The organism is Mesorhizobium qingshengii, assembly GCF_900103325.1.
GTDB classification, from domain to species: Bacteria; Pseudomonadota; Alphaproteobacteria; order Rhizobiales; family Rhizobiaceae; genus Mesorhizobium; species Mesorhizobium qingshengii.
The window spans coordinates 90,814-110,335 of the sequence record NZ_FMXM01000014.1 but is presented as its reverse complement, the minus strand read 5'-3'; the positions used below and the strand labels follow the sequence as shown (position 1 = coordinate 110,335).

At 62.6% G+C, this 19,522-nt stretch carries 15 protein-coding genes; 2 read left to right on the top strand and 13 right to left on the bottom strand.

The genetic code is table 11. The features are described from left to right. Positions 1–7: 7 nt before the first annotated feature. From BLS48_RS21795 to iolE, 13 genes are all read right to left on the bottom strand, one after another. Positions 8–4,444 carry a YadA-like family protein gene (locus BLS48_RS21795; RefSeq protein WP_091581919.1) on the bottom strand — a complete coding sequence of 1,479 codons (4,437 nt, stop codon included), beginning with the start codon at positions 4,442–4,444 and terminating at the stop codon, positions 8–10. Between the two features lie 211 nt (positions 4,445–4,655). After that, a complete protein-coding gene (locus BLS48_RS21790; protein WP_091581915.1) occupies positions 4,656–5,072 on the bottom strand; it encodes a helix-turn-helix domain-containing protein in 417 nt (138 codons plus the stop codon). Positions 5,073–5,450: 378 nt separating this feature from the next. After that, positions 5,451–6,188, bottom strand: a complete 738-nt coding sequence (locus BLS48_RS21785; protein ID WP_244529751.1) for a helix-turn-helix transcriptional regulator — start codon at positions 6,186–6,188, stop codon at positions 5,451–5,453. Between the two features lie 548 nt (positions 6,189–6,736). Further along, positions 6,737–6,937, bottom strand: a complete 201-nt coding sequence (locus BLS48_RS21780) for a hypothetical protein (RefSeq protein ID WP_167365190.1) — start codon at positions 6,935–6,937, stop codon at positions 6,737–6,739. 250 nt (positions 6,938–7,187) lie between these two features. Further along, the gene (locus BLS48_RS21775) at positions 7,188–8,168 is read right to left on the bottom strand and encodes an alpha/beta fold hydrolase (RefSeq protein WP_091581908.1); all 981 of its coding nucleotides are present in this window, start codon (positions 8,166–8,168) and stop codon (positions 7,188–7,190) included. A 102-nt stretch (positions 8,169–8,270) separates the two neighbouring features. After that, positions 8,271–9,050: a universal stress protein gene (locus BLS48_RS21770; RefSeq protein ID WP_091581905.1), complete on the bottom strand. Its 780-nt coding sequence runs from the start codon at positions 9,048–9,050 to the stop codon at positions 8,271–8,273. Positions 9,051–9,388: 338 nt separating this feature from the next. After that, entirely contained in the window at positions 9,389–10,327 is a 939-nt protein-coding gene (locus tag BLS48_RS21765; protein ID WP_091581902.1) for a sugar phosphate isomerase/epimerase family protein, read from the bottom strand. Between the two features lie 24 nt (positions 10,328–10,351). Further along, positions 10,352–11,344 carry an inositol 2-dehydrogenase gene (gene iolG / locus BLS48_RS21760; protein WP_091581900.1) on the bottom strand — a complete coding sequence of 331 codons (993 nt, stop codon included), beginning with the start codon at positions 11,342–11,344 and terminating at the stop codon, positions 10,352–10,354. 97 nt (positions 11,345–11,441) lie between these two features. After that, positions 11,442–12,260: a carbohydrate ABC transporter permease gene (locus BLS48_RS21755; protein WP_091581897.1), complete on the bottom strand. Its 819-nt coding sequence runs from the start codon at positions 12,258–12,260 to the stop codon at positions 11,442–11,444. Further along, the gene (locus tag BLS48_RS21750) at positions 12,257–13,165 is read right to left on the bottom strand and encodes a carbohydrate ABC transporter permease (protein WP_167365183.1); all 909 of its coding nucleotides are present in this window, start codon (positions 13,163–13,165) and stop codon (positions 12,257–12,259) included. Before BLS48_RS21750 ends, BLS48_RS21755 begins: the two co-directional genes overlap by 4 nt. Next, positions 13,165–14,484, bottom strand: a complete 1,320-nt coding sequence (locus tag BLS48_RS21745; RefSeq protein ID WP_167365182.1) for an extracellular solute-binding protein — start codon at positions 14,482–14,484, stop codon at positions 13,165–13,167. Before BLS48_RS21745 ends, BLS48_RS21750 begins: the two co-directional genes overlap by 1 nt. 1 nt (position 14,485) lies before the next feature. After that, positions 14,486–15,577: an ABC transporter ATP-binding protein gene (locus BLS48_RS21740; RefSeq protein ID WP_091581888.1), complete on the bottom strand. Its 1,092-nt coding sequence runs from the start codon at positions 15,575–15,577 to the stop codon at positions 14,486–14,488. A 28-nt stretch (positions 15,578–15,605) separates the two neighbouring features. Then, complete coding sequence (gene iolE / locus BLS48_RS21735) at positions 15,606–16,514, bottom strand: myo-inosose-2 dehydratase (RefSeq protein ID WP_091582102.1); 909 nt, start codon at positions 16,512–16,514, stop codon at positions 15,606–15,608. 239 nt (positions 16,515–16,753) lie between these two features. Between iolE and mocR the strand changes: the two genes are divergently transcribed. After that, positions 16,754–18,226 carry a rhizopine catabolism transcriptional regulator MocR gene (mocR, locus tag BLS48_RS21730; RefSeq protein WP_244529749.1) on the top strand — a complete coding sequence of 491 codons (1,473 nt, stop codon included), beginning with the start codon at positions 16,754–16,756 and terminating at the stop codon, positions 18,224–18,226. Between the two features lie 281 nt (positions 18,227–18,507). Continuing rightward, entirely contained in the window at positions 18,508–18,696 is a 189-nt protein-coding gene (locus BLS48_RS21725) for a hypothetical protein (protein ID WP_091581883.1), read from the top strand. Positions 18,697–19,522 lie beyond the last annotated feature (826 nt).

Here is a 19,522-nt window from a genome sequence, read left to right as displayed (position 1 = left end):
TCCCGCCTCAGTTCAACGTGAAGCTGAGGCCGGCGCCGACACCGATGTTTCCACCCGCCGCCGTGCCCGACACATTGCCGCGGATACGACCGTCTTCGCTGGTGTAGCCCGCACCGAAGGCGAACGCACTCGCGTCCCGCCAGAAGCCGCCACCCGCCGCGACGCTCAACTTTCCGGGACGGTCATCGTAGCGGAGCGAGGCTGCGGCGAGCCCGATTGCCGCAGCCTGCCGTGCTTCGTCGCGTATGCCGCTGATGTCCGTATTGAGCTGGCTGAGCTTCTGGTCTGTGTAATCGTTGGCTTGTTGCAAGGTCGTGACGGCCACTTTGTCGGTATAGGTGTTGGCCGTATCGATGGCGTAAGCTACACGGTTGTCCGTATAGCTCTTGGTCTCGGTTATGCCCTGGTTCAACTGGTTGACGTTGACCGCATCGGTGCCGGCAACGCCGGGTCCGACATTCGAGATGACCACCGGCGCGTTGACGTCTCCGCCCTGCAGCGTGATGCTGTTCTTCTTGCTGCCATCTGGATTGGTGTCATACACCACCGCATTCTGGGTGAGGTTTCCGACGCCGGCTTTCAGATCCTCGATCGCCGTGTTCGTGGCGAAGAGCTGGGAACCATTTATCGCGTCGGTGCTGTCGGCGGAAACGCGTCCGGCAGCGACATTGGTGATCGTCCTCTCGGCACCGGCATCGCCGACGCTGACGGTTCCGACCGGGGTGGTCCCGGCATAGGCGTAGGTCTTGCCGTTGATGACGGTGCTCGACGTGCCGACGGCGGTCTGCGTCACCGAGCCGGAACCGAGCGCCACATCATTGGCATTGCTGGCCTTGGCCCCCTGGCCGAGCGCCACGGCACCTTGTGCACTTGCCGTGGCGCCATTGCCGGCGGCGAGACTGTCCGTGCCGCTCGCCACGCTCGCTGGTCCGATCGCGACGCTGTCGGTGCCGCTGGCGGTGGAATCGGCCAGTGTCGAATTGGCGTGGAAATACTTGATGCCGCCGCCATTGGTGATGCTGGTCAGCGCATTGTCGACGGCCGTGAAGCCGTCATAGACGGTCGAATAATTGTTGCCCTGGATGGTGTATGTCGGCCCGGTGACCGACCCGTCGGGATTGACCGTGGTGCTGCCGCCGAACAGGTTGGCAACGTTTTGCGACACGCCGCGAAGCTGGGAGACGTTGACGGCGTCGGTATCGGCCGAGCCCGCCGCGACATTGGTGAGCTTGCGTTCGGCCCCCGCGGAGCCGATCGACACTTCGCCGACCGAGGTCTGCGGGGCGGTCAGGGCAAAGGCCGTGTAGCCGGTCTGAGCGCCGACCGTGGTGATGGACTGCGCGCCCAGCGCGACGCTGTTGATGAAGGTGCTTTGGGCGCCGGCGCCCAGCGCCACCGACTGGATGCCGGAGGCGAGCGAATTGGTGCCGAGCGCCAGGCCGTCGGCCAGCATGACATGGGCGTTCTGGCCTATGGCCGTGCCGCCAGGCGCGGTCTGGTCGACGATGGCGCCATTGCCGATGCCCACGCCATTGTCGCCGTTGACGACAGTCGTCGGGCCGATCGCGACCGATTCCGCCCCCACCGCGAGCGAGTCGCCCGCCGCCGAATTGGCATGGAAATACTTGGTCGACGTCACCGAGACGGAGGCGATCGCCCCCTGCAGCTGGCGGAGCGTGACCGCATCCTGGGCTTGCGTGCCGTCGGCGACATTGGTGATCTGCCGGTAGGACGTATCCGTGCCCACCGAAACCGCGCCGAGCAGCGTCTTGTCGGTCGTGTTGTACTGGATGAAGTTGGACGGACCGGCCGCGATCTGACCGGTGGCCGGAGCCAGGGCGCGGTCGGAAACCGACCCCGAACCGAGCGCCACGCCGCCATCGATGCTGGCCGCGCTGTCGCGTCCGAGCGCCAGCGCGCTGTCGCCGGTCGCGGTCGCCTGGTAGCCGACGGCGGTGGAGCCTACCCCTTGAGCGAAGGAATCGGTCTGCGCCAGTCCCGTCTCATTGGTGCGGGCATAGCGGATGCCCACGCCATTGGCATCGGTATAGGCGGTCGAGGTATCGCCGGCGATGTTGTTGATGGTGTCGCCGAGACCGGTCACATTGCCGCCGATGGCGGCTATGTCGGTGGTATTCTGCGTCACCTGCTGGTTGGTGGCGAAGAGCTGCGAACCGTTGACCGCGTCGGTCGAGCCTCCGTTCAGCTGCCCGGCCGCGACATTCTGGATCTGACGCTCGGCGCCTGCCGACCCGACAGAGAAGGCACCGGCCGGCGTGGCGCCGGCGAAGGTGTAGTTCACGCCGCCGATCGTCGCCCCGCCAACCGCGGTGGTTGCGCCCGACGTAGAATTCAGGCCGATCGCCACGTCACCTGCGTTGTTGGCCACGGCATTCGGCCCAACCGCGACGGAATCCGTTCCGAGAGCCTGGGAGTCCGGCAGAGTCGAATTGGCGTGGAAATACTTGATGCCGCCGCCATCAGTGATGTTGGTCAATGAAGCGCCTATGGCGTCGACCGCCTGGTTGGTGGCGAAGAGCTGCGAACCGTTGACCGCATCCGTCGACGTCAAGCTGATCCGCCCCGCCGCCAGATTGGTGAGCGTGCGTTCCGCACCGGGCGCACCGATGCTGACCGTCGAGGTAGGCGAGGTGCCCTGGAAAGCATACGTGGTGCCGTTGATCACGGCACTGGCCGTGCCGACCGCCGCCGTGGTCACCGAGCCGGAGCCCAGCGCCACGTCGCCGGAACTCGCCGCCGCCGTCGCGCCGTCGCCCAGCGCGACATTGCCCGCAAGACCGGAAGCGCCCGCTGTGGAGCCGTTGCCCAGCGCCACGGAACCTTGCCCGATGGCCTTGTTGTTGTTGCCGATGGCGACAGCGCCCGCGGCCTGGTTGGCGGCGGTGGCGGTTGCCGTACCGTCGCTGTTGGCGATGTTGTTGGCGCCGCCGGTGAAGGCGCCAGTGCCGCTGGCATAGCTGGGATCGCCAATGGAGACCGCCCCGTCGCCATAGGCGGTGTTGCCGGAGCCGATCGAAACCGCCTTTCCGCCGGTCGCCACCGCATTCGTGCCTATCGCGACCGCCTCGGCGGAATCAGCCTTGGCGCTCGTGCCGAAGGCAATGGCGTCCTGCGCGCTCGCGTTGGCCGACTTGCCGATCGCGCTGGCGTTTACACCGCTCGCCGTAGCGCCCAGTCCCAGCGCGGTTGCGCTCGCGGCGGTCGCGGTGGCGTTGTTGCCCAGCGCGGTGGCGGAGACGTCCGTGGCCTGGGCTCCCGAGCCCGCCGCGACCGAGCCTACCCCGCTCGACACCGCCGAATTGCCCAAGGCCAGGGCGAAATTACCCGAGGCGGTGGCGACGTTGCCGAACGCTGCCGAATTTGACGCCGATGCATTTGCCTGGGGACCAACAGCGACGGCATTTGTGCCGGCGGCTTGGGCCTGGAAGCCGACTGCAGCCGAACTGGCGCCGCCAGCCGAGGTGCCGATGCCGAGTGCGGTACTGCCGACTCCGCCGGCGCTGGCGCTAACGCCGGCAGCAAGAGAATTGTCTCCTACCGCACTCGAACCAGTCCCGAAGGAGGAGGCGTTTATGCCGCTGGCGGTGGCCTGACGTCCTACGGCAGTGGAATTGGCGCCGCTGGCTAGGGAGGCCCAGCCTGCGGCTGTCGCATAATTGTTGCTGGCCAAGGAGCTGGTGCCAAGGGCGGTGGAGTTCCCTCCCGAAGCAACGGAGAAAGTGCCCAAAGCGTTGGCGCCGGCTCCTGTGGCACTGGCTTGGACGCCGAGCGCAACCGAATTGACACCACTCGAGATTGTGCCTTGACCCAGCGCCATCGCGCCGCCAGTGCCTGTAGCTTTCGCGTTCAGGCCGAGAGCCACCGAGTATTGTGCTGACGCAACGGATGCACGTCCTATCCCGATGGCGTCGGCCTGGGATGCCGTGACATCCGTGCCGATGCCGATGGCGCTCTGGGCCGTTGCACCTGTCCCGGCGGCGGTGCGCGAGCCAAGATAGATGGAGTTGATCTGGGATGCGATCGACTGGAAACCGATTGCGACGGCATTCTGGTTGCCCGCATTGGCATTGGTGCCCTGGGCGATGGAATCGGCTCCGTTTTGCACCGCTCCAGATCCAATCGCGATACCACGCACACCGTTTGCCGTGCCGCCGCCGGCAGCATATTGCGCCAGTGCCGGCGTGGCGGTGCACCCGAGTGCGATCGCACCGAGCGCCGCTGCCAGAACCCTGCCGATGCCGAGCATGCCGAGCCCAGATTCCTTGCGGCGCATGCCGAGCACCCGATGTGCCATGCGCAGGACCGCCATCAGGCGTCGGCGCAACGAGCGGGAGCCGTGATCGCCCCCCGCGATCCAGTGTCCGGCGAAATGCACTGCCCGACGCTGAACAAACGAGCCGCTCGAAATGCGATTGTCGGTCATGGTCCCTCTCCGCTGGCCGGCACGAAAATGTCTGACAATTCCAACTCACGGCAAAAAGACATGATTCCGGCTTGCGGTATTTCAGGAAATTGCTGTCTCGTGAGAAAAGATTGGCACAGACCAGTGGAGGTTAATGGACCGTTACTTTAGTCGGACCTTCAATAATATTCCGTCCACGCTTAGTTAAGCAATCGCGCAATTTAGCTTCAGTTTAATCTTCGCGCTTAAACTTGCTAGACCGAACTTGTAATGGCGTTAAATGCCGGTATCTTTTCATTACCGTGGTAAAGTGACTCTGGCTCGAAAACCCGCTTAAATGAGCGATGTCCGCGATCGTCAGACGCTTGTCGAGAAGCAGTCTTTCGGCAAAGTCCAGCCGCAGATCGAGAACATATTGATGTGGCGGCGCCCCGAACGTCTTGGAGAAAGCCCGTACAAAATGGTAGGGTGAAAGCTCGCAAACCGCTGCCATCTCGGCAAGCGCCAGCTTGCGCGAAAAGTTCTCGTTCAGGAACGCCAGTACTCTGCGTGCACTGCGCACTGAAAGCCCACCTTTTACGTTCAGCGCCGGCTGTCGCGCCACATCGGTTCCGGAAATCCGTTCCCGGGAATCATCATCGCGCCGCATTTCTCGGCCTCCCGATACTTCCCAGATGCCGCACCCTCCGTTCCCTCAAAAAACAATCTGTGATTGGTCGAACTGAACTTAGCCCGGCCCTCGCTCCCCGTATGCCGAAGAGGTCAGCGCAAGCGCAAAGCGGGCATCGATGATCGGCCTCCGCACCGATGATCCGGCTGGGGCGCGGTAGCCCGGCAGAAGCCGTTTCAGCCTTCGGAGCGACAAAGGATTGCTCGAAAGCTTCTCTGCGCTTTGAACTATTTCTCACTGCGAGCATGGGCATGTTCGTGACGGACGTATTTTGGGAAATTCCGGAATCTTTGTAGGAAATTCCGGCCCGCGATCGCTCAGCGACAAGTGCAGCCGCTTTGCCACAGGCCGGAGCTTTCAGTTCTTTGCGGAAGCACGTCCGGTCTTGGTCGGCGTTCTTCCCCTGTACTTCTTCATGGTGGCAGCCAAGTGACTTTGGTCCGAAAATCCGGCGAGGTAGGCGACTTCGGCGATCGCGAGCTCGCCATCGACAAGCAGCTTTTCAGCGAAGTCCAGGCGCAGATTGATCAGGTAGCGATGCGGCGGCATCCCGAACGTCGTGGCGAACCTTGTTATGAAATGATTCGGTGAAACCCCTGCGACCGACGCGAGTTCGGCGACCAGTATTTTCCGCACAAAATTCTCATTGAGGTATTCGCGCACGCGTCGAGCGCCAACGGAAGAGAGCCCGCCCCTGGGAGACACAGCCTGCTTGCTGCGGTTGGTGTAGGTGCGCAGCAGATGAATGCCGAACACAGTTAGCAATGAGTCCAGATAAAGCTCATTCGCAGGCGCATTCCCAATCAGCTCGGCGGTGATCCTCTGGGCTATGCTGAGAGCCCAGAGGTCGACCGTTCCGAACGCAGGCGGCTTAAGCTCTGGATCGGCGAGGTCGAACTCATGAGCAGCCAATTCCGACAGCGCTTCGGGAGTTATGGAGACGACGGCATTTTCCCTGGTCGCCGACCAGGCGAGGCTACTGTCCACGCCAGCGGGATTGATGACGAGACACCCGACCGGCGCATCGAACTCTGTGATCCTGTCGCTGCCGAGCGAAGCTCTCAACTTGCGCATGGGCGCCAGCACAATCCCCACGGAATGCTCCTTGGCGAGGAACTTCTGCGATCCAGGGGCGCGGACAGAGTATATGGCGCTCCCCCGCGGGGTGGCCCTTCTCGGGCCCGCATTTTCAGGAATTATGTCAAACACATCTCGGGCTATCACCGCCCGATCGGCGCCCCGGGAATCGCCGCTTTCCCGAGCCTCGCCCACATTGCTCATCCGCCTCGCCTCAGCTGCTCTGCTTGAAATCCCCATTAACCCGACCCGAACCCAGCGTAACGCACACACTGTGGATATGGAAGAAATTCCGTGCGCAAAGAAAAAATTTTGTTCGGGATAAAAGATCAACTGTGATCAGCCAAGCAAGTTACCGGGCAACTTTTTTCCGCTTGGACCTCAAAGGCCTTCTCCATCTACGCATTTTGTCACCGACTCTGTCATGAATCGGTCACACGCTCTCCAATTATTACAAAACTCTAATATAAAAGCTCGTCTGGCCGCCACCGGTCTGCAATTTGGCTTTTATCCGTCGAGATCGGTGGCCTGGCGCAGCATGGAGCTATCTGGTTCACGGCTAGCTGTTACAGATCATCGCGACGTTTCTCGTACAGATCCCAGGCGAGTTCCACAAAAGCTAGAAGAACATCGTCCCGGCTCCATCCGGCCGCAACCGCCGCCTGGACGATTTCACGGACGAGAGGCAGCAGCTGGCTCTGGCATTCGGCCGACATGTCGATTGCGGCGTCGTCCGCAGGCGGCGCATTGAAGTTGATCTCCATAATTCGGCGCTCCCCTCGCCATCAGTCAAAGTGTTTACATCGCTAATTTTATTCTTGCTGATATACAATAGATCCAGGACCAAGCATAGGAAGCCTTGAAGGACTGACGGTGGCGCGGAACAATGCCAGATCACATTACCTCTATGCTTCTCCGAGGATCAGGGTGGGCTACGACGTACCATTTCTGTCGGTGCTTGGTCGGCTCGACCTCTGCCCCCAAAAAATAGAATTCTTCAGCTAAAGCCGCGTACCATCAATTGTTGCGGGCGCTCATCGCCCAGCGGGAGGCGCCTGCCAGAAACATGCGAACTGCCGTGCGGACCTGCTGCGCCCGTCCCACCAGAAGATGTCCGCCAGTGTCGTAGACGACCAGCTTGGCACCAGGGATCTTGCCTGCTGCGAACTCAGCCGCCGGCAGCGTGTTGAACAGGTCGTCACGCGCGGAGATGATCATTGTCGGCGCGGTAATTTGACCCAACGGCATTTCATGGAGTTCGGGGGCGCTGTCGATATTGATTCCAGGGAAGCGCAGCGACAAGGGCTCAACGCTCCGGACGAAGCTCATGACGCGGTCCCGCTCGGCCTGAGGCGCAGCCGCTACCAGCGCCGGTGGAACGCCGAGGAAGCGAATGAGTACTGACGGCGCGACACTCTCGGCGGCCCACCAGGCGAAATCGCCGCCAGCGTTGACGGCCCAGAATGCGAACCTGTTGCCGCGGCCCACTTCGATCGAGATCGGACTGGTGGGCGAATAAAGGGCTGGGACGATCAGGATGAGAGCGGCGACCTTGTCCGGGTGCCGGAGTGTCAGCTCAACAGCGGAACGCGCGCCTGCCGAAATGCCGACGACCACCGCTTTGGGGACGTTCAGTTTGGAAAGCAACGCCGCGTGCGCATCGGCCTGCGCGGCTGGAGAGGAGTCCGGCGGAACGGGAGTGCGCAGATAGCCGAAGCGCGATGGCGCGATGACCCGAAAGCCCTCACCCACAAGATCGGCTGCAATGGCAAGGCCTTGGTCAAAGCCGCCGCCGGCGCCGTGGATCGACAGAAGCGGAATGCCCGCACCGCTGTCGGCGTATTCGATCGGGCCTGTGTCGAGGTTGGCGACCAGACTGCCTCGGCTGGCGGTGTCGCGCATGCGACCAAGCTCGTTCTTGTAAAACAGGAAGGCCACACCGGCCGCAGCCGCTATGGCGACGAACATGGCCAGCAGGAAACGTCTAGTCTGGCTCATTGCCAAACTCCACCAAATGAGCCGCCATTCTGCCGCCAAGCGCCTGAACCAAGGCAAGCCGCGCAGGGTACCGGCCAGTCATTTGCCCGACTGATCCCCCGTTCAGTGCGAGACGAACACCGGCAGCGAGAATTGCTCAAGCAGGGACTTGGTCATTCCGCCGAACAAGGCCTCACGGATTCGCGAATGGCTATAGGCGCCGGCCACGATCAAGTCGGCGTCCTCCACGGCGCGCGAAGCGAACAGCGCCTCGATTGCCGACAGGTCGCCGGTGTCCGTCCAGCGGTCGGTCTCGGCCTTGACGCCATGGGCAAGCAGATGGTCGCGCAGCAATCCGATATCCGTATCCTTTACGTCGGCCGGCGGATCGAACGCGAACACCGTTACTTTCCGCGCCCGGGTTAGAAAGGGCATCGCATCATGCACGGCACGGGCGGCTTGTCCGCTCGGTGACCAGGCAATCGCGATCTCTTCTCCAACGGGTCTCGGTCGCCAGTCCCGCGGCAGCAGGATCATCGGAACGCCTGCCGACGTCAACAAATCCCCCGGCACCTCGGGCAGGATCTTGTCGGAAACCTCACGGTAGGGCTGTGTGGCGACGACCAGATCCGCATAGGGCGTATAGTAGTGCTTCCATCCCGCCGAGTTACGATCCGCGACCTTGAAGCGAACGTCGACGCCAAAACGGTTGGCACTGGCGAAAAATGTGTCTTCAAGCGATTTCGCGCGTTCAGCCCACTCGCCGGCAAAAGCGGCTGGGGAATCGACGTCGACGCCTGTCAGCCTCGCGCCGTGTGTTTTTGCCAGCGAAAGGGCGAAATCCACCCGCGCTGCGTTTTCGACGGAACCGTCGAGGAACACCAAGATATCCCTGTAGCTCATGTGACGCTCCTTCTCCCGTTTGCCGGCATTTTTTCGAGCCAATTCTTATTTAAGCGCGATGAACGCAGCCGCGCTTTGCGGCGGATCAAACCGGCCGAGCGGCACCGATTTCGATCCAGCCTGTTCGATGCACGGCCGGACTGTCCTTCCCGGACCGAATGAGCAGGCAAGACCGACAGCCCATGGACCATGGCGGTCCGTGAGCACCATGCACGGCCGGCAACACGCAGGCCGCTGCTTGCGGACTGTTGGAGAACCGGCCCCCAAATCATTTGATAAACTTCGTCGTCGAGGTCGAGATTTCGGGCGATCAGCCCGAACCTCGACAAGTCCTCGCTCTACGACAGGTTGATTGCGACGTTGCGCAGCAGCGCAACGGATTTTCGCATGCCTTCCATTGGGGAGAGCATCATGTCCTCGTGCTCGATCGACAAGACATCGTCGTAGCCAACCTGCTTGAGGGCGGTACAGAATTGCCGCCACCAGGTCTCACCGTGACCGTATCCGAGCGTGATGTAATTCCAGGCGCGTTCGGCATAGAGGTTCGGCGGGCGAGCATCGAGCGTGCCGTCGATGGCCGCGGGAATTGGCTCGATCCGGGTATCCTTGGCGTGGACATAGTAGATCGCCGAGCCGAGCTTGCGGATGGCGGCAATCGGGTCCGCCCCCATCCACAGGGGATGACTGGGGTCATAGTTGGCGCCGACCGTTTCGCCGACGGCGTCACGCAGCTTGAACAGCGTCTGGACGTTGTACACAGCCTGATGACCGTGCAGTTCCAGGCACAGTTTGTGGATGCCGAGATTGTTCGAAAACGCGACGAGGTCGCGCCAGTAGGGAATGATCCGCTCTTCCCACTGGTAACGCTGGATCTCCAGGCATTCCGGCGGCCAATCGGTGATGATCCAGTTCGGATTGGCGTCACCCGGTCCGCCCGGCAGGCCCGACATCATGACCACGCGATCGATCTCCATCAGGCTGGCCAGCCTTATGGTGTCCTCCGTGACGTTGTGGTGGATTTTGCCCTGTGGCCCGGGATGCAGCGGATTGCCCGAGCAATTGAGCGCTGCGATCGTCAGTCCGTGGTCCCTGATCTTGGCAACGAATTCCTTGCGCGTGGCCGGGCTCGCCAGCATCGCCTGCAGATCGATATGCGGCGCCGACGACCAGTTGCCGCAGGCAAACTCCAACGTCTCGAGTCCAAGCTCTGCCGAGGCGCGCAACATCTCGTCGAAGGCGAGGTTGCCGAGGCTGTCGGTAATCATGCCGATCTTCATTTGGAAACTCCTCGTTCAATCGCGCTAGAACCGGACGGTCTCGAACCTGCCGGACTTGGCGGAGGCAAGCGCTGCCTCGCACAGGATCATCGCCTTGCGGCCGTCGCTTGCCGTGACGTCGGGCCGTTGGCCTGTTTCGACACAGGTAATGAAATGATCGATCTCGGCGGCGTAGGACTCGGCATAGCGCTCGACGAAGAAGTAATAGGGCTTGTCGCGCGATATCGCCTTCGCGCCTGAAACTTCGACCGATGTCGGCACCCTGTTGCCGGCCCGCAGCATCCCATCCGCGCCATGCACCTCGATGCGCTGGTCGTAGCCGTAGGCGGCCCTGACGCTGTTGTTGATATGACATTGCCGGCCGGACGCCGTGCGCAGCACGAACATCGCGGTGTCGTAGTCGCCCAGCTTGGCATATTGCGGCGCGACGAGGGACGACCCGGTCGCGAAGAGTTCCACCGGCTCTTCGCCCAACAGGTTTCGTGCCATGTCGAAGTCGTGGATGGTCATCTCCCTGAAGACGCCCCCTCCTCCGGCCAGCGCTTCCTCGGTTTCCGGTTCCGGATCCCGGCTCGTGATGATGACCTGTTCGACGGCGCCGATCTCGCCTTGCCCAAGGCGCGCCTTGAGCGCCCGAAAACTCGGGTCGAACCGACGGTTGAACCCGATCTGAAAGGGCACGCCTGCCTTCTCGACAGCCGCCAGACATTGGTCCGTGCGCTTGAGATCAAGATCGATCGGCTTTTCACAGAAGATCGCCTTGCCTTTGGCGGCGGCGGCCATGGCCAGGTCCGCGTGGGTTCTTGTCGCCGAAGCGACGAACACCATGCGGATCGACGGGTCATCCATCACGGTCTGGGTGTCGGCGATCTCGGCTCCGGTAAGGGCCGAGACCTTCGAGGCGGCCTCGATGTTCGGATCGACGATGTAGCGCAGGCGCACGCGGGGATGGCGCGCCAAATTGCCTGCATGCACCTGGCCGATGAGGCCCGCTCCAAATAGACACACATCGATCATGCGTTTGATTTCCCTGAAAGGCCGCGTGGCGTCGGCCGGCCTTGTGCGTGGCCGGGGCGGCGACTTGATTGAGGTGGGTGGCTGCAGAGCCGGGTCGTCATTTCACGGCTCCCATGGTCAGCCCGCGAACCAGATGGCGCTGCACCAGGAGCGCGAAGAAGACGATCGGCAACGCGCCGATGACGCCGGCCGCCGACATCGAGGCCCAGTCGGTGTCGATGCGGCCGATCAGCGTGGCGGTGCCACGCGGCATCGTCATCGCCCGCGGCGTGGCCGTCAGCGCCAGCGCGAACAGGAATTCGTTGAAGGTGACAAGCACGGCAAAGATGGCGGTCGCCGCGAGGCCGGGGGCTGCCAGCGGCAGGGTGATGCGCCGGAACGCACCGAAGCGGGAATCGCCGTCGACCATGGCGGCTTCCTCGAGATCCACGGGGATTTCGCGAAAGAAGCTCTCCATCATCCAGACGCAGAAGGTGATGTTGAACGCGGTGTAGGTGGCGATCAAACCCAGCCAGCTGTCGAGCAGGCCGAGCTTGAGCATCAGCAGGTAGACCGGGATGAGGATGACGACCGGCGGAACGATGCGCAACGTCAGCAGGAACAAGCCGACCTTGCGCTCCATCGCGAAAGGCAGGCGAAAGCGGGCGATCGCATAGGCGCCCATGGCGCCGGCGACCAGGGCGATCGCCACGGAGAAGAACGTCACCACCAGCGAGTTGGTCAGATAGGCGCCGAACTGCTTCTCCGTGAACAGCCTTATGTAATTGTCCAGTGTCGGAAGATGCGGATAGAGCGTGCCTTCCTGGGTGATCTCGCGATTGGACTTCAGCGAGGTCGAGACGAGCCAGTAGATGGGCAACAGCACGATGGCCAGCACCGCGCTCATCACCCCGATGCGGGCCAGACGACTGTTCATGATGCGTCCACCCTGCGCAAAAGCCGCACGGCGCTAAAGGCCAGCGCAAGCACGACCAGTCCGATCGTGACGAAAAGTGCTGCCGCATAGCCCGTCTGCTGGAACTTGAAGGCGGTGTCGTAGCCATAGATCGAGACCAGCCGCGTCGCCTCGCCCGGTCCGCCCCGGGTGAGCACGAACACCTGGTCGAACGTGCCGAAGGCGTCGATCGTTCGAAGCACGATGGCGATCGCCAGCACCGGCCGCATCATCGGAAAGGTGAGATCGGCAAACACCCGCCAGTTGCCGGCGCCGTCGACGCGGGCGGCCTCGAAGGGTTCGTGCGGCAGCGACTGCAAGCCGGCCAGCAGGATCAGGAACATCAGCGGCGTCCATTCCCAGACATCGAGAACGACAAGGCCGATGAAGGCCTTGACGGGGCTGCCGAGGATCTGCACCTGGCCGCCGCCCATCCACTCGGAGATCGCCGTCAGCATGCCGGCGTCGCTGGCATAGATCAGCCGGAAGACGATGGCGACGACGACCGGCGTGATCACCATCGGGATGATCAGGATCGTCCTCAGCAAGCGGATGCCGCGAAATTCCCGCAGGCAGAACAATGCCAGGGCAAAGCCCAGGATTGCCTCGAAGGTGACCGACAGGGCGACGAATTCGACCGTCACCCAGAGCGAGTTCAAAAACTGCGGGTCGCTCCACAGCTTGATGTAGTTCTGCATGCCGACATCGGCGACGACCGAGCCGTAGCGATAGACCTTGGTGCTGGCGCGCAGGCCATCCCAGAGCGGATAGACAAGCACGCCAAGCACGATCAGTAGGCCCGGCGCCAGCATGAGATAAGGGAGGGCGAGGTCGAGCCCCGCCCCCTGCAGACGGTATTTGCGGCTCTGCGTCCCGCTGTTTGCCATCAGTAATAGCCGACCGAAGACAGGTAGTCCTTGACCTGCTTGGCGGCATTGTCCAACGCGGCGCCACCGCCCGAGCCGGCCTGCAGCGCCTTGTTGAGTTCGATGCCGAGCAGTTCCTCGACCTTGGCCCAGTCGGGCGTGCGCGGCCGCGGCAGCGCGCCGGCATCGAGCTGCTGCAAGGCGACCGGGATCAGCCGGTTGCCGGGCTTGGCGACGCCGAAGGCGCTGCGCTTGACCGGAATGGAGCCTGCTTCCGACAGCTTGGCCTGGATGTCGGCGCTGACATACCATTTCAGGAATTCGACCGAGTTGGCCTTGTTAGGCGCCGATTTCGGAATGCCGGCGATGAAGATGCCCATCTGGGCGATCGCCGATGTCTGCTTCGGAACGACGCCGAAATCCAGCTTGCCCGCCACCTTGGTCTGTGCCGGATCGTCGGCCTTCAGCGCATTGCCGGAATACTGGATGATCGCGCCAGCTTCGCCGCCCAGGATCGCCGCACCCTCCTGATCCGAGTCGAACTCGACGACGCCGCTCGGCGCGTTCTGCTTCATGGCGCCGACGAAGAATTCGGCCGAAGCCTTGCCTTCGGCGGAATTGAAGATCGGGTTCCATTTGTCGTCGAAGAAGGAACCGCCAAACGACAGGAAGACCGGATACCAGCTGGTCACGATCGGATTTCCGGAAACACCGCGGAACACGACCGGATATTTGATCTTGCCGGCCGCCACGCCTTCCTTGCCCTTGGCGATGACCTCGTCCCAGGTCTTCGGCGCTCCGCTCGTGTAGACATCGTTGCGGTAGGTCAGAGTCTGCAGATCGCCGACGAACGGCACACAGATCAGCGTCGGCGTCGCGGTTTCGAAGCCTTTCACGCGTGCGCCCTTCTGCGGCGGCCAGTAGCCCATGTCGATCATGGAGCCGATCCAGTCCTTGTCGCCGCCATCGATACCGGCCGCGCCGAGATCCTCGAGCACATTGGCCGCGCCGAACTGCGGCACCCATGGATCGTCGAGAAGGTAGAGGTCGTACTGGCCGGCGCTGTTCTTGGCGTCGGCGAACCACTTCTCCAGCGTCACGCCGTATTCGTCCTCGAGGAATTCGATGTCGAAGCCGGCATCCTTGGCGAGCGGGATGATCTTCTGCTTGAACGGCGTCAGGCCGCCATCGGCGAAAGCGCCGATGATCACCTTCTTGCCGGCCGCCCTGGCCGGGACAGGCAGGCCGAGTGCGGTAAGGGCGGTGGTGGCAAGCGCCAGGCCAAGTCCTCCCTTGAGTACGGAGCGGCGAGTAAGTCTGCTTCTGCTGGACTGCGTCATTTCACTCTCCATCACTGTTGACCCTATGGACGGCCGTCAGGCCGGCCGAATTGAAGAAGCATGCGTTCGACACATCAAAAGTGACCGCGATGTTGGCGCCGACCGCGCCCCTGAAGTCGCGGCCCGCGCGGACCGAAACATTGCCGCCGCCAAGGCGCACGTTGACGAGCGTCTCATTGCCCATCGGTTCGACGACATAGATCTCGCCAGGCAGCGCGTTGGGCGCGCCCGGCACTGACACGCTCATGTCTTCCGGCCGCAGGCCGATCTCGACCACTTGCGCCGCGCGGCACGCCGCCAGCCGTGCGGCGGGAATCGCAACCGGCGTTCCACCGATCGCGATGCCTTGTTCGGCCAGTGTGACCGGAAGGATGTTCATCGGTGGGTTGCCGACGAAGGTGGCGACGAAACGGTTGGCCGGGCGGTCGTAGATGTCGGCCGGCGGCGCCATCTGCTGCAGCTCGCCGCCGTGCATCACCGCGACGAAGTCCGCCATGGTCAAGGCCTCGACCTGGTCGTGGGTGACATAGAGGGTGGTTGCGCCGAGCCGCTGGCAAAGCCGCTTGATCTCGCCGCGCATGGTCAGGCGCAGCCTTGCGTCCAGGTTCGACAGCGGCTCGTCCATGAGGAAGGCCGCCGGATCGCGAACGATGGCGCGCGCAAGCGCCACGCGCTGCCTCTGGCCGCCGGACAGCTGGCGCGGCCGGCGATCGAGCAGGTGGCCGATCTCGAGAACCGCGGCGACCTCGTCGATCTTGGCGCGACGCTCGGCATCCGGCATGCCGCGAATCCACAAGGGATAGCCGATGTTCTCGCCAACCGTCATCTGCGGATAGAGCGCGTAACTCTGGAAGACCATGGCGATGTCGCGGTCGCGCGGCTGCAGCCGGGTGACGTCGCGCTCGCCGATGAAGAGCTTGCCGGCGCTCGGCATGTCGAGGCCCGCCAGGATGCGCAGCGCCGTCGTCTTGCCGCAGCCCGAAGGACCGAGCAGGGCCAGGAACATGTGGTCGGGAACGGCAAGGTCAAGCGACCGCAAGACGTTCAGCGCGCCGTAGTTCTTGACCACACTTTGGTACAGGACAGAACTCATTGCCGCTCCCCAGCGCCCCCCGAAGGTATCAGCTCTTCCGTTCCTTGACCTCGAAACCGGCCTTGAGGGCCAGGTCACGCAGGTTGCGATAGCCCATCGTCGCATAGGTGAGCGGGTGGGCCTTGGCCGGATCCTGTTCGGCCTCGACCACCAGCCAGCCGGCATAGCCATTGTCGGCCAGCACCCGCAAAAGCGTCAAATAGTCGATGGACCCATCTCCGGGCACAGTGAAGATGCCTTCCATCACGGCCCCCATGAAGCTCATATCCAGGGCGCGAGCGCGCTTCAGCACATCCGGTCGCACATCCTTGCAGTGCACGTGGACGACGCGGCCGACATGCCGCCGCAGCAGCGCCTCGGGATCGCCGCCGGAAAACAGGCAATGGCCAGTGTCATAGAGGAGGCCCACGGCTTCGCCCGAACCGGCCATCAGCCTGCCGATCTCGTCATCCGTCTCGACGATGGTTCCCATGTGATGGTGAAAGGCCATGCCGACGCCGAAATCCGCGAACCGTTCGGCCAGTCGCGTTATCTTGTTGCCGTAGGATTTCCACTCGCCGTCGGCAAGTCTGGGACGCTGCGAGATCGGATCGTGAATGGCGCCATGGCGGCCGCGCGACGTATCGGCGTAAACGACGTGCTTGGCGCCGAGGTCGCGCAGAAGTGTCAGATGCGGCAGGATGGCGTCGAATTCCTCCTCGACCTCCTTTTCGCAGATCCGGCCATCGTACCAGCCGGAGACCAGTTCAAGGCCGTGGGTCGCGAGAACCGCGGCCAGATCCTTGCTGGCGCGCGGGAACTTGCCGCCGAGTTCGGTGCCCGCGTAGCCGGCCTCGGCCGTTTCGGAAAGACAGACCTCGAGTGGCGTATCTCCGCCGAGTTCCGGCACGTCGTCATTGGTCCACGTGATCGGATTTATGCCTATCCGGACTGCCATCATCGCTCCTCACCGAACCAGACCATTGGTCGCGACGCTTCATCCCAACCATTCCGGTCGGTGAAGGCGTTTCGCTTGCGCTCTGTTCTGGCCCGTCGTTCCCTTTTCTTTTTATCTAAGCGCCAATCTGTCTCCATCGCGAGAGCCAGTTTGCATGGAAGTGAAGGTGCCAGTTTCAATCGACGCGGTGCTCGTCTAAGCTCTGCTTGTTCTCACGCGGCCGAGGATTTTCGATGCGGATGTCAAGGCGAAGGCGCCAGGCCTTTCCGATGGAAGCGCTGGTCATCGACCGGGCCATCGACGAACCGATCCATCGCCAGCTCTATCGGCAGATTGCCGCGATGATCCGTGACCGCCGCCTGGCGCCGGGGTCGGAACTGCCGTCGACGCGGGCGCTCGCGGAAGATCTGAACCTCGCGCGCAACACGATCGTCGGTGCGTATGACCAGCTGGCGACGGAAGGGTATCTTGCAAGCCGGCAGGGCGCGCGCCCGGTGGTCGTTGACCTGCCCGTGAACTCGACCGATCGAGGCAACAAACCCGCGGCCACGGCACTTCGACGCCCGCTTTCCAGGCGCGGGGAGAGCCTGATGCAGCAGCCCTTCCATCATGGGTCTCCCGGTCGCTTTGCCTTTCATCCGGGCATGCCGGACTCCCAGAATTTCCCCTTTGGGGTCTGGGGCAGGCTTCTCGCGCGCCGGGCGACCTTTGGCGCCGACATGTTGTTCGGCACCTATCATGTAACCGGTCTGCCGGCGCTCAAGGAGGCGATAGCCGGCTACCTGATCTCGGCCAGGGGCGTGCGATGTTCTCCCGAACAGATCGTCGTGACGACGGGAGCGCAGGCGGCGTTCGACCTGCTTGCGCGCCTGCTGCTCGATCCGGGCGACACGGTCTGGCTGGAGGAACCGGGCTACTACGCGGCCAAGGCGACCTTCACGGTCGCGGGCGCCAACATCCTGCCGCTTGTCGTCGACCGCGACGGCTGGCAGATGAACCAGCCGGAGGTCTCGCCGCGCCTGATCTATGTGACGCCCGCCTGCCAGCATCCCTTGGGGATCACGATGCGCATGGACCAGCGGCTGCGCCTGTTTGAAATCGCCGAACGCAACAATTCGTGGGTCATCGAGGATGATTTCGACGGCGAATACAGGTTTCAGGGAAGGCCGGTCCCCGCCATACAGAGCATGGATTACTCCGACCGGGTCATCTATGTCGGCACCTTCGCGAAATTGCTTTTTCCGGCGCTCAGGCTGGGGTTCATGGTCTTGCCCGCCGCTCTGTGCGAGGGCATCCCGCATGCGCTGAGCACCACCGGGCAGTTCGCACCCCTGGTGCTTCAGGCAGCACTGGCCGATTTCATCGACGAAGGCCACATGAGCCGCCACCTCAAGCGCATGCGCCGCATCTACGCCGAGCGACGCAAGTTTTTCTACGAATTGTGCGAGACCGAACTGGCCGACCACATGACCCTCTCGCCGGCGGAAGCCGGAATCCAGGTCGTTGCCGCGCTTCACGAAAGCTGCGACGACCGGGCGGTCGTGCATTGCGCCGACAAACTCGGTGTCAACGCGTCGCCGCTGTCGAAATATTACTGGTCATCCTCCGGCAATGGCCTGGTGCTTGGCTATGCCGCCTGCAACAAGGCCGAGAGCGAAGCGGGAATCCGACGTCTGCGCCAGGCCATCGAGCAGGTACGGACACCGCCATGAGCCTCGCCTGCTGGCGATGGACTGGTTGGTGGGCCCGGAGGGAGATGGTCTCTCCAACAAAACAGTAGGTGGTTCGCCAGGCCATATCCCTCGTATTCGGTGGCGAACCAGGGAAGAGCTTCAAATGAGCACCTCCCATCCAGCGGGGCGCCGAGCCTGAGGCTGGACATGGAACTTCCGACCGCGGCCACGGTTTAGCACCTAGATGTTCGAAGGTTTCAACTTCGGGCAATCCAGCGCCCGAGGCGACGCTTCGGGCAAAGGCAAGGAGTATCCCAGCGGTGGCCTACACGGTGATTTGGTACGGGAAAGAGGGCATCGTTGAAAAGACGCCCTTCGATGCCGAGAAAGCAGCACGCGATCATGCGCTGGCGACATTTCTTGTTCGAAAGCAGAACGACGGGATCGTCGCGGTGGAAGTCCGCAAGGACGACGGCACGGTCGTATTCAGTCAGGCGGGAGGTAGCTAGGTCGTCTGGATCGCTCGTCGCAATGCTTGGTGGGCAGCCTGGCTACAGGTCGAAAGACGGTCCTTCATCCGGCCGGACTTCGACTGACGCGCGTCCAGGCAAACGAGCAAAAGAGACCCTTGCGGGACCTAGTACCAGCGGCCGCGACCGTAAAAACCGCCGCCGCCCAGCAGAATAACAATAATACGATGATCAGAATTGTGGTGATATCCATATGCGCCTCCTGAGCGCACCCGCCGGTTCGCCGTTCGCCGCTCTTGCCCCATGGGGCATCAATTGTTCCTGTCCACTTTGACATCCACCAACGTTCCGCACGGCATTCTTGTTCCAATGGACCTATCGGGCATGAACAGCCCAAGAGCCGCTGGCCTCACCTCGGCTGGAAAGGTTTCAGAAACCATGTCCAGGTTTCCCAGGGAACCATCTGGCCTGACGCTTTCTTTAGCGGCATGAAAAAACCTGACACGCTCGCCACGGAAGATCGCCACCACACAGGTTCGGTCGGTACGCCGCCCGAATTGCCATCCCAACATCAGGATGCTGAAGGAGATTTCGGCGGCCGGTTTGGATATGGGCATCCCGCTCACAAGCCGGATCCCTTTGCCACATACACATTTTCGGCCGGCGCTGTTCGCCCTCTGCCGATCGATAACAAGAAAAGATGGCGCTAACCGGCTGTGCGAAAACCCTACGAAACGGCCTATTTCGCCAGGAAGCATGGGATCACACAGGCCCAGGCACGACGGATCACCAAGGACTTCGGCCCTTCACGTGTCAGATGCGACACAGCCGCCCAGGATCTGAACTTGGCCCTGGCGGGCTCATC

Excerpts from the sequence above, each read along its gene's own strand:
- BLS48_RS21795 (WP_091581919.1), bottom strand. The coding sequence starts at position 4,444 with ATGACCGACAATCGCATTTCGAGCGGCTCGTTTGTTCAGCGTCGGGCA.
- BLS48_RS21790 (WP_091581915.1), bottom strand. The coding sequence starts at position 5,072 with ATGCGGCGCGATGATGATTCCCGGGAACGGATTTCCGGAACCGATGTG.
- BLS48_RS21775 (WP_091581908.1), bottom strand. The coding sequence starts at position 8,168 with ATGAGCCAGACTAGACGTTTCCTGCTGGCCATGTTCGTCGCCATAGCG.
- BLS48_RS21770 (WP_091581905.1), bottom strand. The coding sequence starts at position 9,050 with ATGAGCTACAGGGATATCTTGGTGTTCCTCGACGGTTCCGTCGAAAAC.
- BLS48_RS21765 (WP_091581902.1), bottom strand. The coding sequence starts at position 10,327 with ATGAAGATCGGCATGATTACCGACAGCCTCGGCAACCTCGCCTTCGAC.
- iolG (WP_091581900.1), bottom strand. The coding sequence starts at position 11,344 with ATGATCGATGTGTGTCTATTTGGAGCGGGCCTCATCGGCCAGGTGCAT.
- BLS48_RS21755 (WP_091581897.1), bottom strand. The coding sequence starts at position 12,260 with ATGAACAGTCGTCTGGCCCGCATCGGGGTGATGAGCGCGGTGCTGGCC.
- BLS48_RS21750 (WP_167365183.1), bottom strand. The coding sequence starts at position 13,165 with ATGGCAAACAGCGGGACGCAGAGCCGCAAATACCGTCTGCAGGGGGCG.
- BLS48_RS21745 (WP_167365182.1), bottom strand. The coding sequence starts at position 14,484 with ATGACGCAGTCCAGCAGAAGCAGACTTACTCGCCGCTCCGTACTCAAG.
- BLS48_RS21740 (WP_091581888.1), bottom strand. The coding sequence starts at position 15,577 with ATGAGTTCTGTCCTGTACCAAAGTGTGGTCAAGAACTACGGCGCGCTG.
- iolE (WP_091582102.1), bottom strand. The coding sequence starts at position 16,514 with ATGGCAGTCCGGATAGGCATAAATCCGATCACGTGGACCAATGACGAC.
- mocR (WP_244529749.1), top strand. The coding sequence starts at position 16,754 with ATGTCAAGGCGAAGGCGCCAGGCCTTTCCGATGGAAGCGCTGGTCATC.